This is a genomic window from Pseudomonas sp. KD5 (assembly GCF_012932895.1).
Classification (GTDB): domain Bacteria; phylum Pseudomonadota; class Gammaproteobacteria; order Pseudomonadales; family Pseudomonadaceae; genus Aquipseudomonas.
Window position 1 is genome coordinate 173,395 of record NZ_JDWJ01000002.1, and the last position, 26,214, is coordinate 199,608.

Here is a 26,214-nt window from a genome sequence, read left to right on the forward strand (position 1 = left end):
GGTCAGCTCCAGGCCGCTTTGGTTTTACGGCTGGAGTAGAGCGCCAGCAACACTGCAAAGGAGAACACCAGCATTGCCCCGGCCAGCCAATGGGCCTGGGCGTATTCCATGGCTTCGACGTGATCGTAGATCTGCACTGAAACCACGCGGGTTTTGTCGGGAATGTTGCCGCCGATCATCAGCACCACGCCGAACTCGCCGACGGTATGGGCAAAACCGAGAATGGCCGCGGTGATGAAACCGGGACGGGCCAGCGGCACAATCACGCTGAAGAACGTGTCCCAGGGGTTGGCGCGCAAGGTGGCGGCCACTTCCAGTGGGCGAGTGCCGATGGCGGAAAAGGCATTTTGCAGCGGTTGGACCACGAACGGCATCGAGTACAGCACCGAGCCGATCACCAGCCCCGCAAAACTGAAGGTCAGGGTACCGAGCCCCAGCGATTGGGTGAAGTGGCCGATCCACCCGTTCGGGCCGAGCGCCAACAGTAAATAAAAGCCAATCACCGTGGGTGGCAGCACCAGGGGCAGGGCGACGATCGCCCCGACCGGACCGCGCAACCAGGATTGGGTACGCGACAGCCATAACGCAATCGGAGTGCCAATGATCAGCAGGATGGCCGTAGTCAGGGACGCCAGTTTCAGGGTCAGCCAGATCGCGGAGTAATCGGCACTCGATAGCGTCATTTAGAGTTGGTAACCATAGGACTTGATGACGGCGGCGGCTTTCGGCCCCTTGAGGTAGTCAACCAATGCCTGGGCGGCCGGGTTGTCCTTGCCCTTGTTGAGGATCACCGCGTCTTGTTTGATCGGATCATGCAGGTTGGCCGGAACGATCCAGGCCGAACCGCTGGTCACTTTGCCGTCTTTGTAGATCTGCGACAAGGCCACAAAACCGAGTTCGGCGTTGCCGGTGGACACGAATTGGTAAGCCTGGGTGATGTTCTGGCCTTCAACGATCTTGTCTTTGACCTTGTCGGTCAGGCCTTGCTTGGCCAGCACCTGAGTGGCAGCCAGGCCATATGGGGCGGCTTTCGGGTTGGCGATGGAAAGATGCTGATACTGGTTGTCGCTCAGAACCTTGCCCTTGGCGTCGACATAACCTTCCTTGGCCGACCACAGCGCCAGCGTGCCGATGGCGTAGGTGAAGCGCGAACCCTTGACGGTGTCGCCTTCGGTCTCGAGTTTCTGTGGAGTGGTGTCATCCGCCGAGAGCAACACTTCGAACGGCGCGCCGTTCTTGATCTGGGTATAGAACTGGCCGGTTGCACCAAAGGAGGTGACCAGTTTGTGCCCGGTGTCTTTCTCGAAATCGGCAGCGATGGCCTGGATCGGCGCAGTGAAGTTGGCGGCAACGGCGACCTGGACTTCATCCGCGTGGGCGGACCCGAAAGCGAACACGCTGAACAGGCACACAGGGGCAAAACGTGAGGCACGCATGGTCATGAAACGGCTCCGAGGTAGGCGAGTGAAACGCTATATATCAGAATATATAGCGAAATGCCTGTAAACGGAACGAATGGGATGTGCACGTCGGAATTCACGCGCGCCCTGTAGCGGGCCCCCGTCCTAGCGGTGAATCAATTTGGCCAATCCTTCATCCGCCAATCGCCGGGTCAGCTCTGCCGAAGTCAGTTCAACGCCCAGGGTGAACGCCTGCCCGGCCCAAAGGTTGCTGAAATCCGCTTCCCCTTTGGCCCGCAATGGCATCAGCGCACCGCCCGCCAAGGGGAAGGCCGGTGCCTTGGCGCTCATCGGCCCGAGTTCACGCATCACCCGATTGAGAATCCCGCGCGCCGGGCGCCCGGTGAAAATGTTGGTGACCGCTGTCTCGCTTTCCTTGGCCGTGCGCAACGCCTTGTGGTGAGACGCGCTGATCTTGGCCTCTGGCGTGAACAAATAAGCCGTACCTACCTGAACCGCCGATGCGCCCAGCATGAAAGCCGCTGCGACGCCACGCGCATCGCTAATCCCGCCCGCCGCAATGACTGGCACTTTCACCGCATCAACGACCTGCGGCACCAGCGCGAAAGTACCCACCTGGCTGCTCAAGTCATCACTGAGGAACATGCCCCGGTGGCCGCCAGCCTCGTAACCCATCGCAATGATCGCATCGCAGCCATGCTGCTCCAGCCAGATGGCTTCTTCGACCGTAGTCGCTGAGGAGAGAACTTTCGCTCCGGTGGCTTTTACCCGATCCAGCAGCGACTTTTCCGGCAGGCCGAAGTGAAAACTCACCACTGCGGGGCGAAACTCTTCGATCACTTCGCAGGCCGCGTTATCGAACGGCGCGCGATTGGACACCGGCGTCGGTGCGTCGAAGTCGACGCCCAATTCCCGGTAGTACGGTTCCAGCAGATTCTTCCATTCCCGGGCGCGCTGCTCATCCGGCGGCGGAGGTTGATGGCAGAAGAAATTGACGTTGAACGGGCGCTGGGTGTGTTGGCGAATCGTCTTCAGTTCTTCGCGCAACTGCTCGATGCTCAGCATTGCGGCGGGCATGGAGCCCAGGCCGCCGGCGTTGCACACAGCAATCACCATGGCCGAAGTCGTCGCGCCGGCCATAGGGCCCTGGATGATCGGCAGCTCGATCCCGAGCAGGTCAAGAATGCGGGTGTCTGGCCATTGGTTCATGTGCAGTGTTCTCCGACGTCGAAACAGGGCAGGGACGGTAGAAGCCAGTTTGTATCAGCAATGCCTGGCGCAGGGCCAGTCGAGTTTTTAATGCGTACAGGATGATCCGCAAGGCGCCAGACGATGGGGATTGGCTTAAAGTCGGGTACGGTGATGGGGTTCCCTGTGTTATTTCAACAGCACGACAACTGAGCGATTCCACCTGGAGGCAGTGATGTTCAAAGGCATTTTGATCGACAAAGACGACAGCGGTTACCGGGCCACACTGCAAGAGATCGCTGACGATCAATTGCCCGAGGGCGATGTGACGGTGCGTGTGGCTTACAGCACATTGAATTTCAAGGATGGCCTGGCGATCACCGGCAGCAGCCCGGTGGTGCGCAAATTTCCGATGGTGCCGGGGATCGATCTGGCAGGCACTGTCGAAGTCAGCAGTCATCCGGACTACAAGGTCGGTGATCAAGTCCTGCTCAATGGCTGGGGTGTGGGTGAAGGACACTGGGGCGGGCTGGCGCAGAAAGCTCGCCTGAATGGCGACTGGCTGATTCCGTTGCCCAAGGCGTTCACCGCCGCACAAGCGATGGCCATCGGCACGGCCGGCTACACGGCGATGCTGAGTATCCTGGCGCTGGAGCACAACGGCGTGACTCCCGAGCAGGGCGAGGTATTGGTGACGGGCGCTAACGGCGGTGTAGGCAGTTTCGCCATCGCGCTGCTGAGTAAACTCGGCTACCGCGTGGTGGCCTCCACTGGCCGCACCTCCGAACACGACTACCTCAAGCACTTGGGCGCCAGTGAAATCATTGATCGCGCCACATTGTCGGAGCCGGGCAAGCCGTTGGCCAAGGAACGGTGGGCGGCGGTGATCGACTCGGTCGGCAGCCACACACTGGCCAATGCTTGCGCGAGCACCAAGGCTAACGGCACCGTCGCCGCCTGCGGCCTGGCCCAGGGCATGGACTTCCCGGCGTCCGTCGCACCGTTCATATTGCGCGGCGTGACCCTGGCCGGGATCAACAGCGTGACCCAACCCAAAGCCCGGCGGATACTGGCCTGGAATCGCCTGGCCAAGGACCTGGATTTCGCCTTGCTGCCGCTGATCAGCCACGAAATCGGCTTGAGCGAAGCCATCGACGCCGCGCCACGCTTGCTTGCCGGGCAGTTGCGCGGCCGGGTGGTGGTCGACGTCAATCGTTGATCGTTTCAGCATCAATCAATCAAACAGACAAACTGTAGCGACAAGGAATATCGACCAATGGATGTAAAACTGCGCGAAGTGCAGCCCTTCAGCGTCTCGGGTTTGCAGGTGCGAACCCGCAATGCCGCAGAGCAGCAGCCGGATACCGCACGTATCGGCCCTATGTGGGAGCGGTTTTTCGTCGAGGATATTTTCGACAATATCGCCCACAAACAACCGGATTCCTTTATGTACGGCGTGTATTCCAACTACGAGTCCGACGCGTCAGGCCACTTCGATGTGACCGCGGGAGTGGCGGTCGCCGCACCCTCCGAGGGCTTTGCGCAGATTCAGGTTGAGGGCGGCGATTACCTGGTGTTCAGCGCCAAAGGGGCGATGCCCGATAGTGTGATTCAGGCCTGGGGCTTTATCTGGGCCTACTTCGAGGACAACCCGCAGGTTCACCGCAAGTTCGCCACGGACTTCGAGGTCTACACCGGGCCGGAGTCCGTGGCGGTCTATATCGGCATTCAGGACCCGGACGCGTTTTCGCGCTCCAGCAACTGACGCTTGCGTTCCACGCCCCAGCGGTAGCCCGACAGGTTGCCGTCGCTGCGCACCACGCGATGGCAAGGGATCGCCACCGCCAAACTATTCGCGCCACAGGCCTGGGCCACGGCGCGCATGGCTTTTGGCGCGCCGATGCGCTTAGCGATATCGGCGTAACTGGCGGTGCTACCGGCGGGAATCTCCCGCAGGGCTTGCCATACCCGCTCTTGAAACGCTGTGCCGCGTACATCCAGCGGCAAGTCCAGGCCGAGGGCCGGGGCTTCGATAAAGCCGACGACCTTGGCGATCAACTGCTCGAACTCATGATCGGCGCCAATCAGGTTGGCGCGACGAAACTTGTCCTGCAGGTCGCAGACCAGTTGATGCGGGTCGTCGCCCAGCAGAATCGCGCAGACTCCGCGCTCACTTTGTGCCACCAGAATCGCTCCCAGAGAGCACTGGCCGACGGCAAAGCGAATGTCGTTGTTCTGCCCGGCCGCGCGATAGTCGCCGGGTGTCATGCCGAGCAATTGATCCGCTGCCTCATAGAAACGGCTGTTGGAATTGAATCCGGCGTCATACAGCGCATCGGTAACCGTGCCGCCATCGGTCAGGCGCTCGCGAACCTTGCGTGAACGATGGGCGGTGGCGTAGCCCTTGGGCGTCAGGCCAGTGATGGCTTTGAATACACGATGGAAGTGGAAACTGCTCAAACCGGCTGCCTCCGCCAGCTCATTCAACGCCGGTAACGTTTCGGCGGATTCGATTTGACGGCACGCGGCGGCCACGGTCGCGGCATGTTGGGCGGCGACGTCGCTGTGATCTTTCGCGGCCCGTTTGCTGGGGCGATAACCCGCCGCCTGAGCTTGCTCGGCCGTGTCGAAGAATTCGACGTTCTGCGGTTTCGGCAGGCGTGCCAGGCTGCTGGGGCGGCAGTAGATACCGGTGGTTTTCACCGCATACACAAACTGCCCGTCGGCACGTGGATCGCGCGCGACCACGGCGGCCCAGCGAGGATCGTTTTCGGTGGCGATTGTTGGCGATTGAGTTGTCATGGCTTCATGTCCGTTGACCCGTTTCATGCAGATTAACCAGCCGGCACCGACGCCACACTCCGGGTCTTGCGGTCGAATTCGACTGCATCATCGCGCAGTACGAAAAGTGAAATTGATCCGCTGTTCGCCCAGCCGCGGATGCTGGCCTTCCTTGATCGGCAATACGCCGTGGTAACGCAAACGGTCCACGCCGCCCCAAACCACGATATCACCGTGAAACAGTGGCACCCGCTGGCTTTTGGCGCTGCGTTCGAAGCCGCCGAACAGGAACGTCGCCGGTAACCCCAAAGACACCGACACGATGGGGGCGGTGTAGGCGTTTTCGTTTTTGTCCTGATGCAACGACATCCTGGCCCCAGGAACATAGCGGTTGATCAGGCAGGAATCCGGTACGAACGCCATAAACCCGGCCTCTCGCGCCGCCGCCTGGGCCAGTTCGAAAAACACCTCGGGCATTTCAGGCCAGGGCGCGCCGGTTTGCGGATCGTTGCGGGTGTATTGGTAGCCGTTGCGGTCGGTGGTCCAGCCCCAGGTGCCGCAACTGCTCAAGGCCACCGACATGGTAAAGCCACCGGGTGTGACCATCTGCCGAAACGGCGCCGCTGTCAGAACCGCCTCCAGCGCCGGTAGTAACCGGTCGAGCCAGGGCAGGGCAAAGCCCCTGAGGACGTAGGATTGTTCGCCGATTTGCTCGTGCCTGGGCTGCTGCTCGGGTTCGGCGTCGGCAAACAGATCGAAGGTGATCGGGTTCATGGGCTCATAACGCATCGTGAAAGATGATTCCAAGGGTATGCCGTTTTCCACTGTGCAGGCGACTCACCCCATGACGCAGGGTCACTCGGTAATAGCCGCGAACGCCTTTAACCGGGCGCTGATTCACGGCAAAAATCAACGCGTCACCTTTCTTCAGTCCGATGACTTGCGGGCGCGATTGCATCCGTGGGCGTTGTTCGGTCAGCACAAATTCGCCACCGGTAAAGTCCTCTTCCGGTTCTGACAGCAGAATCGCCACTTGCAGCGGAAATACGTGTTCGCCGTACAGATCCTGATGCAAGCAGTTGTAGTCCTGCGGGCCGTATTGCAGCAATAAAGGTGTCGGGCGTTCCTGACCGGCGGCATGGCAGCGTTGCAGAAACGCTTCATGGGATTCGGGGAAACGGGTCGGCAAATCCATGCATTCGTACCAGCGATTGGCGATGGGAACCAGTCGAGGGTAGAGCGCGCTGCGCAACCGGGCCACCGGATCCGGTAGCGGATATCTGAAGTATTTGTACTCGCCACGGCCAAAACCGTGGCGCGCCATCACCACTTTCGAGCGAAAGGGTTCGGGGCAGTCGTACAGGGCGCTTATTTCATCGCAGGTCTTATGGCTTATAAGCGATTTGATGATCGCGCAGCCATCCTGGTCGAGTTGCTGCGTAAGCGCGCCCCAGTCGAGGGCATCGTGGTGAATCGGATCGGTAAACAAGGGTTCTGACTCCTTGACCAAAAGGTCGAGGCGGCCAGTTTAGTGAGCGTTGCGAGAGCGGGCACTCCGGCGCTTGCGGTCGAATTCGCGAGGGGAGCAGACGTCCATGTTGTCGCTCCAGATCGCGTTACAGCGCTTTGCTGACGCTGATCTCGCTGATGACGTCTTCGCTCTGGCCATGCAGCTTGTCCAGCGCAGCCTTGGCTTCTTCTGCGGTGCCGTTTTCAAGCTGGGCGAATTCGAAGCGACGCTCGCCGTTGAGTTTGTATTTGATGACGTATTTGGTCGTCTGGGCCACGGTCATACCTGTCTGTTCTGGTGTGGGTTCAGCTCAGCTTCGAGCTGGAGCGGCGGATGATCTTGATCGAGTGCGTCAGGGTCGGTTTGCGGGTCACGCTGATCGGCCGGCGGTTGACCGTGTCGATGGTGATGTTCCAGAAACCGGTGCTCGGCGCGGTGATCCGGGCCGGGAAGGTGTCGAATGCGCCACCGTGATACGTGTGACGGCCGCCGTTCTTGAAGCTGCGGAAGTTGGCGTCGTTCATCAAACGGATGTTGCACATTTGGGAGCACTGAATGACGACGATGTCGTCTTCGTTGAGGTGCTCGCGCTGGTGGATAAATTTCATGAGGCGCCTCCAGAAGGGCTTTTTCTACAAAATCAAAACGATAGCATGGGCGATTGGCGCAGTTTATCAGCCCGAACAGGTTATTATCTGGCTGTCGGGGTCCGCTTTGACAATTAAAAACAGTTATTTGGAATTCTATGAGCGATAAAAGCAGGGAGCCTTGGAGAAAAACAGCATTTGTGCTGTCGGAGGGTCTTTATCGGAGGTTTCATATGAAATGGGGTGTTCTGGTCGTACCGTTTGCATTGGCAGTGGGTGGATGTGCGACGGTCTCGGACATCACTGCATCGTTGCCTACCATGAACGTGATTTCAGGCAAGAAGCCCCATGAGTACGCCCAGTGCCTAGTCGAGAAGTTGGCCAGTAGCCGTGGGGCCCTGCAAGTCGAGCCGCAAAAGGATGGCATGCGGGTTATTGTGCCGCAGAAGTTCTCCTCGGGGCCGGCAGCGGTGTTTGACATTGAAGACCGCTCCGGTGGCAGCAGCATCAAACTGCATGAGCGCATCTCCAATGTACCGTTGCGCCCATGGGATGTGCGCAATGCCGCCACCGCGTGCATTTCTGGCTGATAGACTACCCTCGGTCAGCATCGATGCCGTCAAAGTCGCACTTTGACGGCATTGTCATTTCTGGAGTCGAGCATGAAACGAGAGCAGGTGCGGGAGCGCCACGCAGAGGGTCATATCTCTGCCACCCATGTGATTCAGAACCCGGCGAATCCGGGGGAGTGGATCGTATTTTTCAAGAAAAGCGCCGGGCGCAGTTTTTTCCTGGTGGATGACAACGATGAAGTCGAGTCCTTCAGCCGCCTTGACGATTTGATCGAGACCGTACGCGGGCTCGGGATCAAGTTCGCCGAAATCCATATGTAGGGCAATCGGTGCCCTACTTGCAGACCACCACCACACTGCGGTTCTTGTAATTGCCGACGTCGACGCCCAGGGTTTTGTCGCTTTCCTTGGTCGAAGGTGTACCGACAATCCGATAGCCGGTGCCGGCGCAAGAGGCATCGGCTTTTTCGTAGCAACTGGCCCAGGCGTTGGCTTCTCCAGAGCAGTCGATGGTCAGGCCTTGCTCGCCATTTTTCAGGTAAGTCGTTTCGGACGTGGCGCAGCCACTCAGGGCCAGTACCGCAATCAGTGGCAAGAATCTTTTCATGTCGTGGTCGTCGTCAGTGATGGGGGCTAAACGCTATGACAGCGGCTGCAACGAAAGGTTATAGCGATTGGCCACTTCGTTGCAGGCATTCACAAAAAAGCCCTGTGCAAAGACAGGGCTGCGGTCGCGCCAGGTTCAGCTCAAGGCTTGTCCTTGCCGCGCCGCTTGGGTGCTGCGGGTTGATCCTGCAACACCGATGCCACTTCAATCGCCAACGCTTCTGTAGGGAACGGCCCGGCAATATTCTCGCCGCCGACGCTGTCTATCCACCACTGGCCGTCTTTCGCCTGATTGATCAGGTACCCGTTGACGCTTTTTGCTGCCGACATCTATCTGCCTCGTTGGCTGGTTCAGGTGCGCAATGATAGCGCCAAATGCCCTCAACGGGTGCCGATGGGTGTAGGGTGGGGCAGATTGTCGCTAGACTGATGGCCGCGCAGGTCGTCGATCTCTGCTATCTATAAGACGTTGTGCAGCTTATCTGCGGAACTATCCATCAGAATATTTCTCTATGATGGCGTCGGTTAGCCAGTGCGGGGCATTGTAAGGTGCACGCCGCCTGATTAGACTGCGCCGAAACTCGTACACACAGCCCTTTCAAGGACTTATATGATCAAGAAATGCTTGTTCCCAGCAGCCGGTTACGGTACTCGCTTCCTGCCAGCGACTAAAGCCATGCCCAAAGAAATGCTGCCGGTGGTAAACAAGCCACTGATCCAGTACGGCGTCGAAGAAGCACTGGATGCCGGGTTGACCGAAATCTCCATCGTCACCGGTCGCGGCAAACGCGCCCTGGAAGACCACTTCGACATCAGCTACGAGCTGGAAAACCAGATCAAGGGCACTGACAAGGAGAAATACCTGGTCGGCATCCGTAAACTGCTCGACGAGTGCTCGTTCTCCTACACTCGACAGACCGAAATGAAAGGCCTGGGCCACGCGATCCTGACCGGCCGTCCACTGATTGGCGACGAACCTTTCGCCGTAGTACTGGCGGACGACTTGTGCGTCAACCTCGAAGGCGACGGCGTACTGACCCAGATGGTCAAGCTGTACAAGCAGTTCCGCTGCTCGATCGTGGCCATCCAGGAAGTCGATCCTCAAGAGACCAACAAGTACGGCGTGATTGCCGGCGAGATGATTCGCGACGACATCTATCGCGTTCACAGCATGGTCGAGAAGCCAAAACCTGAAGATGCACCGTCGAACCTGGCGATCATCGGCCGTTACATCCTGACCCCGGACATCTTCGACCTGATCGAACAGACCGAGCCAGGCAAGGGCGGCGAAATCCAGATCACCGACGCCCTGATGAAGCAAGCGCAAAACGGCTGCGTCATGGCCTACAAGTTCAAAGGCAAGCGTTTCGACTGCGGTGGCGCTGAAGGCTACATCGACGCGACCAACTTCTGCTTCGAGAACTTCTACAAGACTGGCAAGGCTTACTGATAGCGGCCTGACCTGCTTGTATTGAAAAGCCACCTTCGGGTGGCTTTTTCATTTTTCGGCCCCAAATAGTTTGCAACGCTTGCCCAAAGGGCGCTCGCAGGTATGCTGGTGTCCTGCCGAGGAGATAGAAATGGCCTACGATTTTGACCTATATGTGATTGGTGCCGGTTCCGGCGGTGTGCGGGCTGCGCGGTTCGCGGCCGGTTTTGGTGCGAAAGTCGCCGTGGCCGAGAGCCGTTATCTGGGCGGTACGTGCGTGAACGTCGGCTGTGTGCCGAAAAAGCTGCTGGTCTACGGCGCGCACTTCGCCGAAGACTTCGAGCAATCGCAAGGTTTTGGGTGGACCCCAGGCGACGCAAAATTCGACTGGGCGACGCTGATCGCCAACAAGGATCGCGAGATCAATCGCCTGAACGGCATTTATCGCAATCTTCTGGTCAATAGCGGTGTGACCTTGCATGAAGGTCACGCGAAAATCGTCGATCCGCACCAGGTTGAGATCAATGGCGAGCGTTACACCGCCAAAAACATCTTGATTGCCACCGGTGGCTGGCCGCAGATCCCGGAGATTCCGGGGCGCGAGCATGCGATCAGCTCCAACCAGGCGTTCTTCCTTAAAGAGCTGCCCAAGCGTGTTCTGGTGGTCGGTGGTGGTTACATTGCAGTGGAGTTTGCCGGGATTTTCCACGGGCTGGGCGCCGAGACCACGCTGCTGTATCGCGGTGATCTGTTCCTGCGTGGCTTCGACGGCGCAGTGCGCAAGCATTTGCAGGAGGAGCTGACCAAGCGCGGCATGAACCTGCAATTCAATGCCGACATCGAGCGTATCGACAAACAGGCCGATGGCAGCCTGAAGGCGACGCTCAAGGATGGTCGTGAGCTGGAGGCGGATTGTGTGTTCTACGCCACCGGTCGGCGTCCGATGCTCGACAACCTGGGGCTGGAAAACACCGGGGTCAAACTCGACAAGAAAGGTTTTGTCGAGGTGGATGAACAGTATCAAACCGCTGAACCGTCAATCCTGGCCCTCGGTGATGTGATTGGTCGGGTACAGCTCACGCCGGTTGCTCTGGCCGAAGGCATGGCCGTGGCGCGGCGTTTGTTCAAACCTGAGCAATATCGCCCGGTGGATTACAAGATGATCCCGACCGCCGTGTTCAGCTTGCCGAACATCGGCACTGTCGGCCTCACCGAAGAAGAAGCGCGAGAGGCCGGGCACGATGTGGTGATCTTCGAAAGCCGTTTCCGGCCGATGAAGCTGACCCTGACCGAATGCCAGGAGCGTACCTTGATGAAACTGGTGGTGGACGCCAAGACCGACAAGGTCCTGGGTTGCCACATGGTCGGCCCGGACGCTGGTGAGATCGTGCAAGGGCTGGCGATTGCCCTCAAGGCGGGCGCGACCAAGCGCGACTTCGACGAAACCATCGGCGTGCATCCGACGGCCGCCGAAGAGTTCGTCACCATGCGCACGCCGGTCGCGGGTTAATCGTTCTTCTGTGGCGCTGATGCGTCTGGCGCTGTCGCAACGACAGCGGCCAGGCGCACGCTTTCATCCAGCCTTGCCTGCAACTTGATCAGTTCAACTTCCAGCGCTTTGTTGATGTGCGTCTGCTCGTCAATGTTCTGCTTGAGCGACTGGCTTTCCAGCAAGGCAATGCGCAAGCGTTCCTGGAGGAGGGTGCGTTCGCTGTCGATGCGGGTGACCTGTTCCAGTAACTGATCCTGTCGGCTGTTGGTGTGCTTGAGTTGCTCCTGCAACAGGCTCAACTCCCGCAGCGTGCCCCGGTTTTCGGTCAGCAGACGCTCGTTGTCGCGATGCAGTTGGGTGATTTCATCCTGGCGTACCAGTGCGCTTTGCTGGGCCTGACGCAATTCCATCTGAATCTGCTGCACCTGACCTTCATGGCGTCGCTGTTCCTGCTCGCGCTGATCTTTGACGGCGTTGCGGTAGTGCTCCAGTGCTTCGCGGGCGTGCAGGTGTTTTTCTTCCAGTGAGCGGATCTGCTCGTCCTTGTCCTGCAAGCGTAATTCGAAATCGGCCAGTGCCTGGTTCAGCCCGGCGTTGCGGGTTTGCTCGGTTTGCAGCATCGAGCGAGTGTCGTGCAGTTCAGCCGATTCCTGGGTCAGTGCCAGGCTTTGAATTTCGTATTGCTGCTGCAATTCGGTATTGGCCTCGCGGGCCTCGTGCAGCTGGGTTTCCAGCTCTTTTCGTTGTTGTTCGAACTGCGCGCGTGCCTGGTCGATGGGTTCTTGCGACTGCTCTTTCAGGCGTTGCGCCAGCCGCGCCACCAGGGCCGTCAGCTCATCATCGATCGGTTCGGAAGGTGCTGGTGCGGGTTCGGCGCCGTCGTCGAGCTCTTTCAGATAGCGATGGATCGTGGTTTTCGAGCCGGTATTGCCCATTTCGATCCGCACTGCGTCGATGCTCGGATGCTCGCCCCGGGCGAGGATTGCCGAGCGTGCCGCTTGCACCAGTGCCTTGTTTACGCCGCCACGTGCCATGTGTTCTCCTACGATTTGATACTGTGGTACGTACCACTAATATGCGCAATGTACCATGCCATGAATAAAGTTAAAAACTCGTAATAGCTGATGCGGGATATACTGGTATTACCCCGTGTGATTAGCTGTAGACCGGGTTTTCAATCGCCAACGCGGTACGTTTTCGAGCACAGAGCCCATGACCGATCTGGATCGCTACCTGCAAGCCGCCACCCGTGACAACACCCGTCGCAGCTATCGCGCGGCCATCGAGCACTTCGAAGTCAGTTGGGGTGGGTTCCTGCCGGCGACCAGCGATAGCGTTGCGCGATACCTGGTTGCACATGCGGGCGTGCTGTCGATCAATACCTTGAAGTTGCGCTTGTCCGCGCTAGCCCAGTGGCACAACAGCCAGGGGTTCGCCGATCCAACCAAGGCCCCGGTGGTGCGCAAGGTGTTCAAAGGCATTCGCGCATTGCACCCGGCCCAGGAAAAACAGGCTGAGCCGTTGCAGTTGCAGCATCTGGAGCAAGTGATCGCCTGGCTGGAGCAGGAAGCGCAATCCGCCAGGGCGCAGGGCGATCGAGCGGGATTGCTGAGAGCCAGGCGCGACACCGCACTGATCTTGCTGGGCTTCTGGCGTGGTTTTCGTAGCGATGAGTTGTGCCGCGTGCAGATCGAGCATGTACAAGCCAGCGCCGGTTCAGGCATTACCCTCTACTTGCCACGCAGCAAGGGCGATCGCGAGAACCTCGGGCAGACTTACCAGACACCCGCCTTGCAGCGCCTGTGCCCGGTGCAGGCCTACATCGAATGGATTACCGAAGCCGCGTTGGTCCGTGGCCCCGTGTTTCGTGGGATCGATCGCTGGGGCCATTTGAGCGAGGAGGGCTTGCACGCCAATAGCGTGATCCCGTTGTTGCGCCAGGCACTGGAGCGAGCCGGCATTGCGGCCGAGCACTACACCAGTCACTCCCTGCGTCGCGGCTTTGCCACCTGGGCCCATCAGAGCGGTTGGGATTTGAAATCGTTGATGAATTACGTGGGCTGGAAGGATGTGAAGTCAGCCATGCGCTATGTTGAAGCCAGCCCGTTTCTCGGGATGACCCGAATCGCTGAAAAGCCGTTGGCGCTGTAGATCACGTTTTCTTCTATCAATACGCTCGGCTAATAGCGAAAACAAATCAGCAGCATCAGGTTTGCCAATGAGCCAACCGGCGATCGGGTGGGTAGGATTCACCACATCAACTTCTTAACCCCTGACGGAGAGTCACCGATGCCTATCATCAACAGCCAAGTTAAACCGTTCAAAGCTAACGCCTTCAAAAACGGCGACTTCGTACACGTGTCGGACGCTGACCTGAAAGGCAAGTGGTCTGTCGTTTTCTTCTACCCAGCTGACTTCACCTTTGTTTGCCCGACCGAACTGGAAGACCTGGCTGACAACTACGCCGAGTTCCAAAAACTGGGCGTCGAGATCTACAGCGTTTCCACCGATACCCACTTTGCCCACGCTGCCTGGCACAACACTTCGCCAGCCATCGGCAAAATCCAGTACACCATGATCGGCGACCCGACTCATGTCATCTCTCGCAACTTCGACGTGCTGATCGAAGAAGCTGGCCTGGCTGACCGTGGCACTTTCGTGATCAACCCTGAAGGCCAGATCAAAATCGTTGAACTCAACGATGGCGGTGTAGGCCGTGACGCTTCCGAGCTGCTGCGCAAAATCAAGGCAGCTCAATACGTCGCTGCTCACCCGGGCGAAGTGTGCCCAGCCAAGTGGAAAGAAGGCGAAGCCACTTTGGCTCCGTCCCTGGACCTGGTCGGCAAGATCTAAGTCTGTGACGCGCTTCATCAGGGCGGAGCTCCGCACCTACTAAGTAAGCTGCACCGCCCCATAAAACGCCCGGGCGAGATTCGCTCGGGCGTTTTTTTCGACTTCTTTTTATCAAATACATGGAAATCGCCCGTATGTTGGACGCCAATCTTAAAGCCCAGTTGAAATCGTACCTGGAACGGGTCACTCAGCCGATCGAGATCGTTGCCTCCCTCGACGACGGTGCGAAATCCCAGGAAATGCTCGCGTTACTCAAAGACGTTGCCAGTCTTTCCACCCAGATTACTTTGCTCGACAACGGTAACGATGCGCGCAAACCATCGTTCTCGATCAATCGCCCGGGAGCCGATATCAGCCTGCGTTTCGCCGGCATCCCGATGGGCCACGAATTCACATCCCTGGTGTTGGCCCTGCTGCAAGTCGGCGGCCACCCATCGAAAGCCAGCGCCGAAGTGATCGAGCAGATCCGCTCGCTCAAAGGCGAGTTCAATTTCGAGACTTACTTCTCGCTGTCCTGCCAGAACTGCCCGGATGTGGTTCAGGCGCTGAACCTGATGGCCGTGCTGAACCCGAACATCCGCCACGTCGCCATCGACGGCGCGCTGTTTCAGGCCGAAGTTGACGAGCGCCAGATCATGGCCGTGCCAAGCGTTTACCTGAACGGCGTGAACTTCGGCCAGGGTCGCATGGGCCTGGAAGAAATCCTCGCCAAGATCGACACCAGCGGTATCGAGCGTCAGGCCGAGAAGATCAGCGCCAAGCAAGCCTTCGACGTACTGGTCGTCGGCGGTGGCCCGGCCGGTGCTTCGGCGGCAATCTACGCCGCTCGTAAAGGCATTCGCACCGGTGTGGCGGCTGAACGTTTTGGTGGCCAGGTGCTCGACACCATGGCCATCGAGAACTTCATCTCCGTGCAGGAAACAGAAGGGCCGAAACTGGCCGTGGCGCTGGAAGAACACGTCAAACAGTACGACGTGGACATCATGAACCTGCAACGCGCCGACAAGCTGGTGCCGGGCAAAAACGGTGAACTGCACGAAATCCATTTCGCCAGCGGCGCGTCCTTGAAAGCCAAGACCGTGATCCTCGCCACCGGCGCGCGCTGGCGTGAAATGAACGTTCCGGGTGAGCAGCAATACCGCAACAAGGGCGTGGCGTACTGCCCGCACTGTGACGGTCCGCTGTTCAAAGGCAAGCGTGTGGCGGTGATCGGTGGCGGTAACTCCGGCGTCGAAGCAGCCATCGACCTGGCGGGGATCGTGTCCCACGTAACGCTGCTGGAGTTCGACGTACAACTGCGTGCCGATGCGGTGTTGCAGCGCAAGTTGCACAGCCTGCCGAACGTCACCGTAATCACCAGTGCGCAAACCACTGAAGTGACCGGCGACGGCCAGAAGGTCAACGGCCTGCGCTACAAGGATCGTCAGTCGGACGAGCTACGTACTGTCGAGCTGGAAGGGATCTTCGTGCAGATCGGTCTGTTGCCTAATACCGATTGGCTCAAAGGCACCATCGAGCTGTCGCCGCGTGGCGAGATCATTGTCGATGCCCGTGGTGAGACGTCGATCCCCGGCGTGTTCGCGGCCGGCGACGTGACCACCGTGCCGTACAAGCAGATCGTGATTGCAGTGGGCGAGGGCGCCAAGGCTTCCCTGAGCGCATTCGATCACTTGATCCGTACCTCGGCGCCGGCATAAACGCCGAAGCTGAAAACACAAAACCCCATGAGCGATCATGGGGTTTTTTGTGGGTGGATCTTTTGATTTTGATTTACAGCGGTGCCGGCTGAATGATCTCGACCCAGTAACCATCCGGGTCCTTGATGAACGCCAGGCTTTTCATGCGACCGTCGTTCAGGCGTTTCTGGAAATCGCAGCCCAGGGCTTCAAAACGTTCGCACGCGGCACGGATGTCTGGCACCGAGATGCAGATATGGCCGAAGCCGCGCGGGTCGGTGTTGCCGTTGTGGTAGGCGAAATCCGCGTCGTTCTCGGTGCCGTGGTTGTGGGTCAGTTCGAGAATGCCGGGGATCGATTTCATCCACTCGGTGCGGGCAGCGGCATCGGCCGGGATCTGGTTTTTATCGACCAGCGCCAGGAAGTACAGGCTGAACTCGGCTTCCGGGAAATCACGCTTTTCCACCAGCGAGAAACCCAGGACGCGGGTGTAGAAATCCAGCGACCGGGTGATGTCCTTGACCCGAAGCATAGTGTGGTTGAAGACGAACTTCTGGGTGGCGGTGTCAGGTTGGGCGGTCACACCAGGAAATGTATTGAGTTCGTGCAGGCTCATGGGCCCTCCGGAAATTCCAAGAATGCTCACAATGATACGCAAGGGTCCTGGCATCGCCAAACCAAAACCGCAGGCTTGCCTGTCGGGCGGGTGAAGCTCAGACTTCGCGGCTCAATCCGTGAGTGTTCATTACAATGATCCGACCCTGTCAATTGATGTTCGTCCTGATGTGTCTGCTTTCAGGTGTTACCCGTGCTGATGCAGAAGCTCCGGTCGTGACCTGGCCCAATGGATGGACTGTCGAGACCGTTCCGCAAGACGAGGCCAAGCCTCAGGTTTCCCGTCAGCGCGCGGTAAAAAACGACCAGGACGGGACACCGGTAATGGTGATGGAGTTGACCATGACTCAAGTGGAAAGCGGTCATCAGGTGAATCTGGAAGGTGTGTTACTGGAAATGCGCAAGTCCGTGCAGAAGGACTTTTTTCAGGGCGGCTATCAGAGCGTCTGCAACAAAATTCATCCGACTGCCTTGAGCCGGTTATCGGCGCTGGAAACTACCTGCACCATTACCCAGAACGGTCGACATGTGTTGTCTCAAACATTGGTCGCCGCAGTGGACGGCGATAAAGCCTATGTTCTTTCCTACGCGGGGCAGGCTGAGGTTTATAAGGCAAGTCAGGGCGACATAGAGGCAGCTCGAAACAGCTTGAAACTTTAGTTTAAGGTTTCTGTACCCACGTTTTTGAGCATGGCCCGGATTTTTAGATAGCCAAACGGATTAAGCACAAAGTTAGTCAGTCTATAGCGAGTTGATCGGCGACTATCGTCGCATTTTAGACGGCATCCTTGAAAAAGCCCTGCATTGGCAGGGCTTTTTTTATTACCGTGAGCGCTTAGGCACGCAGCCAGGAGTCAACGGTGGCTGCACCGTATTGTTCCTTCCAGGCTTTCAGGCCGCGGTGGTTACCGCCCTTGGTTTCAATCAGTTCACCGGTGTGCGGGTTCTGATAAACCTTGACCACGCGAGCGCGGCGGGTTTTAGGCGCTGTTGCCTGCTGCAGGCCGGATTTCGCCGGGTGCGGGTCGAGAATGGCGATGATGTCGCGCAGGCTCTTGCCGTAGGTTTTCATCAGCCCCTGGAGCTTTTCTTCGAATTCGATTTCTTTCTTGAGCCCGGCATCGTTCTTCAGCGATTCCAACTGCTTGAGCTGTTCTTGAAGGGCCTTTTCAGCTGCACGGAATTCAGCGAGTCTGGACAATATCTTTACTCCAATAGTGTGTTTGGCTGAAACCAACCGCAAACAAAGCTATAAGCCAAGAGCCTTGAAGCGACTCGGTGATAATGACACGCCTGCCGATTTTGCACAGGTATGAAAAATTGTAGTAGTTAAATGGTCAAGAGTAAATCCTGACTTTTTCTTCATGTAACAAGAGTAGTCTTTTGATTCAATTTGGTGCGCATCATCATGGTCTCGGCGCTTAACGTGACTAGTTAATGATCACTTAATGCACTAATGAATTCTGCTCCGGGCATCGGCCGACCGAACAGATAACCTTGCAGAAAGTTCACGCCATGGGCGGTCAGATAGTCACTTTGCTCCTCGGTTTCCACACCTTCGGCGACGATACCCAGATCGAGTTTGGCCGAGAGTTCGATGATGCTGTCCAGAATGTGCCGGGAGAGGGCGTCGACACCGATCATGGCAACAAAGCTCTGGTCGATTTTCAGGAAGTCCACATTGAACTGACGCAAGTAACCGAGGCTTGAATGGCCGGTGCCGAAGTCGTCGATGGCGATCATCACGCCCAGCGCGCGAAGCTGTTCGAACAACTGCAGAGTGATGGCTGTCGGTTCGACCAGTTCGCGCTCGGTCAACTCCAGCACCAGGTGGACACTGCCCGGTGCAAAAGCGCTGAGGAATTCACGGCAGTCTTCGACCAGTTCCAGGTCCCGGCAATGACTGGCGGTGATGTTGATGCCAATGTGGAACGGCCCGTCAAACGATGCCGACAAGGGCGCCAGCAATGTGGCGGTTTGTTGCATCAGCGAGCGGGTCATCGGCACGATCAGCCCGGAATGTTCGGCAAACGGGATGAACAGATCCGGACGCACCAGGCCTTCCCTGGGATGTTTCCAGTGCATCAATACTTCGGTGCCGGACCACCGCTTATTGTCGCCATGCACCACGGGCTGAAAGTAAGGAATGAATTCTGCTGCCTCCAGCGCCCGCTGCATTTCACGGCTGGGCGACATCGAGCGCTTCTGCAGCACATGCCCGATCGAACCTGACACCATGCCGAAGAACATCAACAGACTGAACAGTGGGGGGTATTCACTACGCATGTAACGCCAGGTTTCTCCTTCGGGGAAACCTGCGGCCACCGTAAAGGCATAACGCGAGGACGTCAGCGTACTTTGTGCTACCGGCAAGGCGGGTGGGGCGTCCTCGTGAACTTTGCCGTCGGCAGACAACCAGTTGGGACCGACTTGTAGCAACAGTAATGTCTTGCGGCCGATCAGGCGCAATTCGTTGCTCAGGTGATAACCGTTCAGCGTGGTCAATGCCCCTTTATTTCCTTCGCTGAGCCGATACACCAACAGCGCGGTATTGGGCGTGACGGGGTTGCCGTTCATGAGCCATAACTGGCCTTGGGTGTAGTCGCCGGGATTGACCTTTTCCTGATATTCACCGAACAACGAACTGCAATAGAGGTTGTCGTCCCACACCAGGTTGGTCGAGCGCACGAAGGGCCGGCGCGTAACTTGTTCGCGCAAGGCCAGTTTGACGTCATTGCAGTTTTTGCCAGCCAGCGGCAGTAGTTCTTGCGCGGCTTGGGCGGTGTTGTCGAGCATCAGTTCGAATTGGCGAATGGATTCTTCGCCAGTCAGTTCAGTACTCTGCTTGAGGGTACGTTCAGCCTGCAGATAGAGAATGGCGACTCCCAGCAACACCGGGAGCAATCCGCTCAAAACAGTCACAGTGATCCGGGTACCACGCTTGCGGCGACTTTTGACGTTCAGTGGCATTCGCAAATCCATCGCGATAAAAGAGGGCTCTCAAAGGTTGGCAGGTCGACATGCCTCCCAAAAGAGTTCAGCCATGATAGTTGGCTATCGGCCCTTATGCCGGTCAACCTTTAATCAATCTTGAGGCCAGTTTAATAAAGGCCAGCGTCGCGGGGGATGACTGACGCTGATCGAGCACCGCCAGACCAACCTGGCGGCTGATGGGGGGTGACAGTGGCTTTTTCACGTAGCGGCTGTCGTTGCCATCGGGCAGTGAGCCTTCGGCGACGACGGTCAGGGCATCGCCACGACCTACCGTGTCCAGCGTGCTGAGCAACTGCGAGCAGCGATACCGAATGTTCGGCGTCAATCGCGCCGTATTGAACAGGCGCGACACCAGCTCCGAAGACCCAGCCTCGGTCAGCACAAAAGGGTCGTGGCACAAGTCGCTCAAACTCACGCTGTCGCGACCGGCCAGTGCATGATCGGCAGGCAACAGCGCGACCATCTGGTCTTCGATCAGTGCAATCGTGTCAAAACGTTCCTGGGGTAACACCACGAAACCAATATCGATACGCCGTTCTTCCAGCCACTGGATCACCTGGCGATCCGGCCCTTCATCGATATGAACCTCGATGCCCGGATGCGAGGCGCGGTAGTGCTGCAAGATCCTGGGCAACAGCTTGATCGATGAGGTCGGGCCGAACGAGCCGATACGCAGAGTGCCGGTTTTCATCCCGCGTGAATCGGCCGCCTCCTGACGCAAAGTGTTGGCCAGCCCGAGCATTGCCCGAGCGCGCAGTAATAGCTGCTGGCCGATATCACTGAGCTCGACCTGGGACTGATGCCGACGCAACAGTTCGACGCCCAATTCCTGTTCCAGCGACTTGAGTGCGTGGGAGACCGCAGACTGGGAAATCTCTAAACGATGGGCGGCCGCCGTGAAGCCGCGCAGTTCGGCCACCAGCGAGAAAATCTCGAGTTGAGTGAGGGTCATGAGCTTTTACTCATTTTACGATGATCGATCATTAGTCGAATGATACGCCACGTGCCCGATTTCTGGCGGTGGAGACTTATGACTACGTGTGAACAGACCCTTGCGAACCCTTCGGATGTGCCGGTTTATCTGAAACTGGCGGCGGTCACCATGATCTGGGGCGGGACGTTCGTCGCCGGGCGGTTTCTGGCCGACAGTCTCAGTCCGTTATTCGCTGCGAGTCTGCGGTTCCTGCTGGCGAGCGTGGCGTTGCTGTTGTTCCTGCTGCTGGCACGGGTGCCCTTGGTGCGACCCAGCCCCAGGCAATGGTTGCAATTGGCGCTGTTGGGATTCTTCGGGATTTTCTTCTACAACCTGTGCTTCTTTTACGGGCTGCATTACATCAACGCGTCTCGGGCATCGTTGATCGTTGCGTTGAACCCGGCCGTGATCGGCCTGGCTTCGTGGCTGCTGTTCAAGGAGCGGCTGAGTCGGGCGAAAGTGGCCAGTATCGCGATCTGCATTGCCGGCGCCAGCCTGGTGATTGTCAGCCGCAATCCGCAGTTACTGGCCGGCAACGCCGATGCCTGGATTGGCGATTTGTTGATCTTCGGCTGCGTACTCGGCTGGGGCATTTACTCGCTATTTTCCAAAGGCCTGAATCAAACACTGGGGCCGGTGCAGACGGTGACGTACTCGATTTTGCTCGGCACGCTGATGCTCTGGGTGACCAGCGCCGTGCGGGGCGAGTTGAGTGTCGCGGCGCTCACCGGGCTCGGCGCACAACAATGGTTGAGCTTGATGTACCTGGGCGTGCTGGGTTCGGCATTGGCCTACATTGGTTATTACGACGGCATCCGCAAAATCGGCGCGACGCGCTCGGGCGTGTTCATCGCCTTGAACCCGTTGACGGCTGTTCTTCTTGGCGCGTTGTTGCTGGGCGAACAGCTGACACTGGTGATGTGCCTGGGCGGCGGGCTGATCCTGGCGGGGATTTTCCTGTGCAACAAACCGCTTGCGCATGCCACGAAAAAGGGGATTGTATAAGAAGGCGGACAAACTGATTTACGCTGTGTAGAATCCGGTTACGCATACAATAATAATCGTCTTCTGGCAGCAGAAGCCTCGCCCGCAAGAGCCTTGGGTCGACAATGAAGATATTCGGGTTTCAATTGATCTACGGTGACTTCCTCGCCCGCAGCGTGAGGGGCATCTCCTGCGCGCCACCCGCCGGTCTCAGCATTGCTAGCAACTAACGATCCGTTAATTCTAAAAGCATGATGAGGCGCCAAAATGGCAGATTTATACGAAAACCCAATGGGCCTGATGGGCTTTGAGTTCATCGAATTCGCATCGCCGACCCCGAACACCCTGGAGCCGATCTTCGAGATCATGGGCTTCACCAAGGTCGCGACCCACCGTTCCAAAGACGTGCACCTGTATCGCCAGGGCTCGATCAACCTGATCCTCAACAACGAACCCCACAGCGTGGCCTCGTACTTCGCGGCCGAGCACGGCCCGTCGGTGTGCGGCATGGCGTTCCGGGTCAAGGATTCGCAAAAGGCCTACAAGCGTGCCCTGGAACTCGGCGCCCAGCCGATCCACATCGAAACCGGCCCGATGGAACTGCATCTGCCGGCGATCAAAGGCATCGGCGGCGCGCCGTTGTACCTGATCGACCGTTTCGGTGAAGGCAGCTCGATCTACGACATCGACTTCGTGTTCATCGAAGGCGTTGACCGCAACCCGGTCGGCGCCGGTCTGAAGATCATCGACCACCTGACCCACAACGTGTATCGCGGTCGCATGGCCTACTGGGCCAACTTCTACGAGAAGCTGTTCAACTTCCGCGAAATCCGTTACTTCGACATCAAAGGCGAATACACCGGCCTGACATCCAAGGCGATGACCGCGCCGGACGGCATGATCCGCATCCCGCTGAACGAAGAGTCGTCCAAGGGCGCCGGGCAGATCGAAGAGTTCCTGATGCAGTTCAACGGCGAGGGCATCCAGCACGTGGCGTTCCTCACCGATAACCTGATCGATACTTGGGACCAGCTTAAGAAAATCGGCATGCGCTTCATGACGCCGCCGCCGGACACCTACTACGAAATGCTCGAAGGCCGTTTGCCGAACCACGGCGAGCCGGTTGATCAACTGCAAGCACGGGGCATCTTGCTGGACGGTTCGTCCGAGCCTGGCGACAAGCGTCTGCTGCTGCAGATTTTCTCGGAAACCCTGATGGGGCCGGTGTTCTTCGAGTTCATCCAGCGTAAAGGCGACGATGGTTTCGGCGAAGGCAACTTCAAGGCACTGTTCGAATCCATCGAGCGTGACCAGGTTCGTCGCGGTGTGCTCTCCACCGATTAAGCCGTTCCTGATGTGAAAAAGCCCGGTCAGCAGCAATGCTGGCCGGGCTTTTTTTTGAATCATGCAATTACATTGGCCGGCGTCGTTGCCGGACCAGATGCTTGAACCCTTCAAACACCAATACCACCACCGCCAGCCAGATCGGAATATAAGTCAGCCATTCGCCGGCCTTGATGCTTTCCCCCAACAGCAACGCAACGCCCAGCAACAGCACGGGCTCGACGTAACTCAACAACCCGAACAGGCTGAACGGCAGCAGCCGGCTGGCAATGATGTAGACCACCAGCGCCGAAGCGCTGATCACCCCGAGCAGCGGAATCAACAGCGACAGCCACGGATGTTGATCGAACACGCCAAACCCTTGTTCACCGCCCTGCACGAACCAGAACGCCACTGGCAGCATCAACGCCATGTCCAGCCAGAGCCCGCCAAGGTTGTCCGTGGCCAAGCGTTTGCGCAGGATGAAATAGATTGGATAGCCGATCACCACCAGCAACGTCGCCCAGGAAAAACCGCCGACCTGATACAACTCGTTGAGCACGCCGAGGCTGGCGAAGAACACGGCGATTTTCTGCAGGTAGGAAAGGCGCTCGCCATAGACGATTCGCCCGGTCAGGACCATCGACAGCGGCAACAGGAAATACCCCAGCGACACGTCGAGGCTATAACCGTTGAGCGGCGCCCACATGAACAACCAGAGTTGCAGGCCCAGCAGCACTGCCGAGCCGATCAGGGCGATGAGCAACTTCGGCTTGGCGGCCAGCCGCCGAAGAATCTCGACCACGCGTTTCCATTCGCCGGACACCACCATGAACACGGTCATGCATGGCGCGGTCAGCAACATCCGCCAACCGAAAATCTCCACGCCACTCAAGGGGGAGAGCAGTGAGGTGTAGTAATACATGACGGCAAACAGCATCGAGGCTGTGACCGATAGAGCGATACCTTTAGACAAACTGTCCTCGCGGGTTGAAGGTCAAACGGGGCGCGCAGGATACGTGGTTTTTGTGCTGAATATTGGCCGGGTGATCGATATTTTCAACATCGCGGTGGATGTTGCAGGCAAGCCTGCTCCCACAAGTAACTTCATCGAAGCATAGTCAGCAGATCGACACAGAACCTGTGAGAGCGAGCCTGCCCGCGATAAACCTCAAGCCGAACGCGGTTTACGTCCCGGCACAAAATGGCTCACATCATTGAACCCCGGCGTCGACGCATGCCCCGGTGTCACCAGCGAATCGATAAAGGCTTCATCTTCCGCCGTGATTTTCACCGCCTGGGCCTTGGTGTACCCGTCCCACTGTTCTTCGGTGCGCGGGCCGACGATGGCCGAGGTGACGGCGCTGTTGTTCAGCACCCAGGCGATGGCGAACTCGACGATGCCCACGCCACGGTCCCGGGTGTATTGCTGGATCTGCTGGGCAATGCGCAAAGACTCAACCCGCCATTCGGTTTCCAGGATGCGTTTGTCCTGGCGACCGGCGCGGCTGTTGGCGTCCGGTGTCACATCCGGCGCGTACTTGCCGCTGAGCACACCGCGCGCCAGCGGACTGTAAGGCACCACGCCGAGGCCATAGTTTTGCGCGGCGGTGATCTGCTCGGCTTCCGCCTGACGGTTGACGATGTTGTACAGCGGCTGGCTGATCACCGGCCTGTCGACGCCGAGTTTGTCGGCCAAACGAATCACTTCGGCGATACGCCAACCACGGTAGTTCGACAGGCCCCAGTAGCGGATCTTGCCCTGACGAATCAGATCGCCGATGGCCGACACCGTGACTTCCAGCGGCGTGTTGTGGTCTTCGCGGTGCAGGTAATAGATGTCCAGATAATCGGTGCCCAACCGCGTCAGGCTGGCGTCGATGCCATTGAACAGGTGCTTGCGGCTCAAACCGCTGCGGTTCGGCACACCGTCCACCGGGCCGAAGCCGACCTTGGTGGCGAGCACCCATTCGTGGCGGTGGCTGGCGATCGCTTCGCCGACGATCTCTTCGGAGCGGCCATTGGTGTACACGTCCGCGGTGTCGATGAAGTTGATGCCCTGGTCCCAGGCCTTGCCGATGATCCGCAGGGAATCTTCGGTGCTGGTCTGTTCGCCGAACATCATGGTGCCCAATGTGAGGGTCGACACCTGTAAACCCGAATGACCCAGCGTGCGATAGCTCATGACGAAATCCTTTTACCGGTGAGAAAGCCTCAATCAAATACCAAGAACCGCAGCGCGGAGCAATCTGAATTATCGACGCAGTGCCTCACAACGCTCCTGCAAAAACGCTTGCAGCACTTTGACCCGTTCCGACACCTGTACCCGATGCGGGCACAGCAAATTGAACGGCACGCTTTCGCCTTGCCAGTCATCGAACAGCGTCACCAGGCGCCCGGCCCGCACATCGGCGGCGACGTCGAGCCAAGCCTTATAGGCGATGCCATGCCCGGCCAAGGCCCAGCGGCGGGCAACTTCGCCGTCGTCGCTGAGGTAGTCGCCGTGCACCTGAACCTCCATCACTTCATCGCCACGGCTGAAACGCCACTGGTTGTAGGGCCGGCCATCGCGCAGGTAGAGCAGGGCGCTGTGTTCGCTCAGTTCCGCCGGGGTTAACGGCACGCCGCACCGGGCCAGATACTCGGGGCTGGCGCAGGCCACGCGGCGATGCTGCGGCAGAATCGGCAGCGCCACCAACGTCGAGTCACTCGGCACACCGAAGCGCAGAGCCACATCGACTGTCTCGCGGAACAGATCGGCATGGCGATCGTTGAGCAGTAGCTGAAATTGGATGTGCGGATGCTCTCGTTTGAAGTCGTCAAGCCACGGCAACAGCACGTTGCGCCCGAAGTCCGACGGCGCGGCCAGTTGCAGCACGCCGCTCAAGCCTTGGGTTTGTTGCTTGAGCGCCTGCTCACCTTCGGCCAGCGCGGCGAGCGCCAGTCGCACACTTTCCAGATAACGCCGGCCTTCTTCGGTCAGGCGCATGCTTCGTGTGGAACGGGCCAGCAAGCGGATGCCGAGGCGAGTTTCCAGGCGTTTGAGGGCGATGCTGGCCGCCGCCGGGGTCAGTTCCAGGGCGCGGGCGGCGGCGGAAATGCTGCCGGAGTCGGCGGTGCGAACGAAGATCTCCAGATCGAGAATCGAGCTCATTGGTAAAAATCCTTTAAAGATCCTTCTGATTTACCGGGATTTTTCTTCGATTGGCA

General features: G+C 58.3%; 31 protein-coding genes. 13 read left to right on the forward strand and 18 right to left on the reverse strand.

The window, feature by feature from the left end; translation table 11 throughout:
* Nucleotides 1-2: 2 nt before the first annotated feature.
* From modB to AF70_RS04520, 3 genes are all read right to left on the reverse strand, one after another.
* Entirely contained in the window at nt 3-683 is a 681-nt protein-coding gene (gene modB, locus AF70_RS04510) for a molybdate ABC transporter permease subunit (RefSeq protein WP_019578782.1), read from the reverse strand.
* Complete coding sequence (modA, locus tag AF70_RS04515) at nt 684-1,436, reverse strand: molybdate ABC transporter substrate-binding protein (RefSeq protein ID WP_371929188.1); 753 nt, start codon at nt 1,434-1,436, stop codon at nt 684-686.
* Nucleotides 1,437-1,565: 129 nt separating this feature from the next.
* On the reverse strand, nt 1,566-2,630 hold the full coding sequence (locus AF70_RS04520; RefSeq protein WP_028940672.1) for a nitronate monooxygenase family protein: 1,065 nt from the start codon (nt 2,628-2,630) through the stop codon (nt 1,566-1,568).
* A gap of 214 nt (nt 2,631-2,844) precedes the next feature.
* On the opposite strand from AF70_RS04520, the gene AF70_RS04525 reads away from it, so the two are divergent.
* Together AF70_RS04525 and AF70_RS04530 are read left to right on the forward strand one after the other, a co-directional pair.
* Nucleotides 2,845-3,828 carry an MDR family oxidoreductase gene (locus tag AF70_RS04525; protein ID WP_019578785.1) on the forward strand — a complete coding sequence of 328 codons (984 nt, stop codon included), beginning with the start codon at nt 2,845-2,847 and terminating at the stop codon, nt 3,826-3,828.
* 57 nt (nt 3,829-3,885) lie between these two features.
* The gene (locus AF70_RS04530; protein ID WP_019578786.1) at nt 3,886-4,374 is read left to right on the forward strand and encodes a GyrI-like domain-containing protein; all 489 of its coding nucleotides are present in this window, start codon (nt 3,886-3,888) and stop codon (nt 4,372-4,374) included.
* On the opposite strand, the gene ada is transcribed toward AF70_RS04530, so the two are convergent.
* The 5 genes from ada to AF70_RS04555 all read right to left on the reverse strand — a co-directional run bounded on the left by ada (nt 4,338) and on the right by AF70_RS04555 (nt 7,508).
* Nucleotides 4,338-5,411, reverse strand: coding sequence for a bifunctional DNA-binding transcriptional regulator/O6-methylguanine-DNA methyltransferase Ada (gene ada / locus AF70_RS04535; RefSeq protein ID WP_026331630.1), 1,074 nt, complete (start codon nt 5,409-5,411; stop codon nt 4,338-4,340). The two genes, AF70_RS04530 and ada, sit on opposite strands and share 37 nt — an antisense overlap.
* A gap of 87 nt (nt 5,412-5,498) precedes the next feature.
* Nucleotides 5,499-6,179 carry a DNA oxidative demethylase AlkB gene (gene alkB / locus AF70_RS04540; RefSeq protein ID WP_028940671.1) on the reverse strand — a complete coding sequence of 227 codons (681 nt, stop codon included), beginning with the start codon at nt 6,177-6,179 and terminating at the stop codon, nt 5,499-5,501.
* Nucleotides 6,169-6,879, reverse strand: a complete 711-nt coding sequence (locus AF70_RS04545; RefSeq protein WP_028940670.1) for a 2OG-Fe(II) oxygenase — start codon at nt 6,877-6,879, stop codon at nt 6,169-6,171. The genes alkB and AF70_RS04545 overlap by 11 nt, the downstream gene beginning before the upstream one ends.
* A 127-nt stretch (nt 6,880-7,006) precedes the next feature.
* Nucleotides 7,007-7,177 (reverse strand): hypothetical protein, encoded by a 171-nt coding sequence (locus AF70_RS04550; RefSeq protein ID WP_086945763.1) that lies wholly within the window; start codon nt 7,175-7,177, stop codon nt 7,007-7,009.
* A 28-nt stretch (nt 7,178-7,205) separates the two neighbouring features.
* A complete protein-coding gene (locus tag AF70_RS04555) occupies nt 7,206-7,508 on the reverse strand; it encodes a DUF1883 domain-containing protein (protein WP_007900033.1) in 303 nt (100 codons plus the stop codon).
* Between the two features lie 212 nt (nt 7,509-7,720).
* Here AF70_RS04555 and AF70_RS04560 point away from each other — a divergent pair, with 212 nt between their 5' ends.
* Together AF70_RS04560 and AF70_RS04565 are read left to right on the forward strand one after the other, a co-directional pair.
* Nucleotides 7,721-8,077 (forward strand): hypothetical protein, encoded by a 357-nt coding sequence (locus AF70_RS04560; RefSeq protein WP_019578790.1) that lies wholly within the window; start codon nt 7,721-7,723, stop codon nt 8,075-8,077.
* A 72-nt stretch (nt 8,078-8,149) separates the two neighbouring features.
* Nucleotides 8,150-8,380: a hypothetical protein gene (locus AF70_RS04565; RefSeq protein ID WP_007935641.1), complete on the forward strand. Its 231-nt coding sequence runs from the start codon at nt 8,150-8,152 to the stop codon at nt 8,378-8,380.
* Nucleotides 8,381-8,393: 13 nt separating this feature from the next.
* Here AF70_RS04565 and AF70_RS04570 read toward each other — a convergent pair whose 3' ends face one another.
* The gene (locus tag AF70_RS04570) at nt 8,394-8,666 is read right to left on the reverse strand and encodes a hypothetical protein (protein ID WP_028940669.1); all 273 of its coding nucleotides are present in this window, start codon (nt 8,664-8,666) and stop codon (nt 8,394-8,396) included.
* A gap of 140 nt (nt 8,667-8,806) precedes the next feature.
* Entirely contained in the window at nt 8,807-8,995 is a 189-nt protein-coding gene (locus AF70_RS04575; protein ID WP_007935646.1) for a hypothetical protein, read from the reverse strand.
* A 280-nt stretch (nt 8,996-9,275) separates the two neighbouring features.
* Here AF70_RS04575 and galU point away from each other — a divergent pair, with 280 nt between their 5' ends.
* Together galU and gorA are read left to right on the forward strand one after the other, a co-directional pair.
* Nucleotides 9,276-10,115, forward strand: coding sequence for a UTP--glucose-1-phosphate uridylyltransferase GalU (gene galU, locus AF70_RS04580; RefSeq protein ID WP_003182953.1), 840 nt, complete (start codon nt 9,276-9,278; stop codon nt 10,113-10,115).
* Between the two features lie 130 nt (nt 10,116-10,245).
* Nucleotides 10,246-11,604 carry a glutathione-disulfide reductase gene (gene gorA / locus AF70_RS04585; protein ID WP_019578792.1) on the forward strand — a complete coding sequence of 453 codons (1,359 nt, stop codon included), beginning with the start codon at nt 10,246-10,248 and terminating at the stop codon, nt 11,602-11,604.
* On the opposite strand, the gene AF70_RS04590 is transcribed toward gorA, so the two are convergent.
* Nucleotides 11,601-12,620 carry a DNA-binding protein gene (locus AF70_RS04590; protein WP_028940668.1) on the reverse strand — a complete coding sequence of 340 codons (1,020 nt, stop codon included), beginning with the start codon at nt 12,618-12,620 and terminating at the stop codon, nt 11,601-11,603. The two genes, gorA and AF70_RS04590, sit on opposite strands and share 4 nt — an antisense overlap.
* Before the next feature lie 178 nt (nt 12,621-12,798).
* On the opposite strand from AF70_RS04590, the gene AF70_RS04595 reads away from it, so the two are divergent.
* From AF70_RS04595 to ahpF, 3 genes are all read left to right on the forward strand, one after another.
* The gene (locus AF70_RS04595; protein ID WP_028940667.1) at nt 12,799-13,737 is read left to right on the forward strand and encodes a site-specific integrase; all 939 of its coding nucleotides are present in this window, start codon (nt 12,799-12,801) and stop codon (nt 13,735-13,737) included.
* 138 nt (nt 13,738-13,875) lie between these two features.
* Nucleotides 13,876-14,439, forward strand: coding sequence for an alkyl hydroperoxide reductase subunit C (gene ahpC / locus AF70_RS04600; RefSeq protein WP_007935654.1), 564 nt, complete (start codon nt 13,876-13,878; stop codon nt 14,437-14,439).
* Nucleotides 14,440-14,573: 134 nt separating this feature from the next.
* Nucleotides 14,574-16,136, forward strand: coding sequence for an alkyl hydroperoxide reductase subunit F (gene ahpF, locus AF70_RS04605; protein ID WP_019578794.1), 1,563 nt, complete (start codon nt 14,574-14,576; stop codon nt 16,134-16,136).
* Nucleotides 16,137-16,209: 73 nt separating this feature from the next.
* On the opposite strand, the gene gloA is transcribed toward ahpF, so the two are convergent.
* Entirely contained in the window at nt 16,210-16,731 is a 522-nt protein-coding gene (gloA, locus tag AF70_RS04610; RefSeq protein ID WP_007935657.1) for a lactoylglutathione lyase, read from the reverse strand.
* 134 nt (nt 16,732-16,865) lie between these two features.
* Between gloA and AF70_RS04615 the strand changes: the two genes are divergently transcribed.
* The gene (locus AF70_RS04615) at nt 16,866-17,390 is read left to right on the forward strand and encodes a DUF4946 domain-containing protein (protein ID WP_026286641.1); all 525 of its coding nucleotides are present in this window, start codon (nt 16,866-16,868) and stop codon (nt 17,388-17,390) included.
* Nucleotides 17,391-17,565: 175 nt separating this feature from the next.
* Here the strand turns inward: AF70_RS04615 and AF70_RS04620 are convergent, their stop codons facing one another.
* The 3 genes from AF70_RS04620 to AF70_RS04630 all read right to left on the reverse strand — a co-directional run bounded on the left by AF70_RS04620 (nt 17,566) and on the right by AF70_RS04630 (nt 20,676).
* Complete coding sequence (locus AF70_RS04620; RefSeq protein ID WP_007935661.1) at nt 17,566-17,931, reverse strand: histone-like nucleoid-structuring protein, MvaT/MvaU family; 366 nt, start codon at nt 17,929-17,931, stop codon at nt 17,566-17,568.
* A gap of 233 nt (nt 17,932-18,164) precedes the next feature.
* Entirely contained in the window at nt 18,165-19,700 is a 1,536-nt protein-coding gene (locus AF70_RS04625) for an EAL domain-containing protein (RefSeq protein ID WP_028940666.1), read from the reverse strand.
* A 103-nt stretch (nt 19,701-19,803) separates the two neighbouring features.
* Nucleotides 19,804-20,676: a LysR family transcriptional regulator gene (locus AF70_RS04630; RefSeq protein WP_028940665.1), complete on the reverse strand. Its 873-nt coding sequence runs from the start codon at nt 20,674-20,676 to the stop codon at nt 19,804-19,806.
* A gap of 78 nt (nt 20,677-20,754) precedes the next feature.
* Between AF70_RS04630 and AF70_RS04635 the strand changes: the two genes are divergently transcribed.
* Both AF70_RS04635 and hppD read left to right on the forward strand, forming a co-directional pair.
* A complete protein-coding gene (locus AF70_RS04635; protein ID WP_028940664.1) occupies nt 20,755-21,702 on the forward strand; it encodes a DMT family transporter in 948 nt (315 codons plus the stop codon).
* Nucleotides 21,703-21,948: 246 nt separating this feature from the next.
* Entirely contained in the window at nt 21,949-23,025 is a 1,077-nt protein-coding gene (gene hppD / locus AF70_RS04640) for a 4-hydroxyphenylpyruvate dioxygenase (RefSeq protein ID WP_028940663.1), read from the forward strand.
* A gap of 67 nt (nt 23,026-23,092) precedes the next feature.
* Here the strand turns inward: hppD and rarD are convergent, their stop codons facing one another.
* Nucleotides 23,093-23,980: an EamA family transporter RarD gene (gene rarD, locus AF70_RS04645; RefSeq protein WP_019578798.1), complete on the reverse strand. Its 888-nt coding sequence runs from the start codon at nt 23,978-23,980 to the stop codon at nt 23,093-23,095.
* Between rarD and AF70_RS04650 the strand changes: the two genes are divergently transcribed.
* The gene (locus AF70_RS04650) at nt 23,928-24,125 is read left to right on the forward strand and encodes a hypothetical protein (RefSeq protein ID WP_169342462.1); all 198 of its coding nucleotides are present in this window, start codon (nt 23,928-23,930) and stop codon (nt 24,123-24,125) included. The two genes, rarD and AF70_RS04650, sit on opposite strands and share 53 nt — an antisense overlap.
* Nucleotides 24,126-24,175: 50 nt before the next feature.
* Here AF70_RS04650 and AF70_RS04655 read toward each other — a convergent pair whose 3' ends face one another.
* Complete coding sequence (locus tag AF70_RS04655) at nt 24,176-25,189, reverse strand: aldo/keto reductase (protein WP_028940662.1); 1,014 nt, start codon at nt 25,187-25,189, stop codon at nt 24,176-24,178.
* Between the two features lie 69 nt (nt 25,190-25,258).
* Nucleotides 25,259-26,158 carry a LysR family transcriptional regulator gene (locus tag AF70_RS04660; protein WP_028940661.1) on the reverse strand — a complete coding sequence of 300 codons (900 nt, stop codon included), beginning with the start codon at nt 26,156-26,158 and terminating at the stop codon, nt 25,259-25,261.
* Nucleotides 26,159-26,214 lie beyond the last annotated feature (56 nt).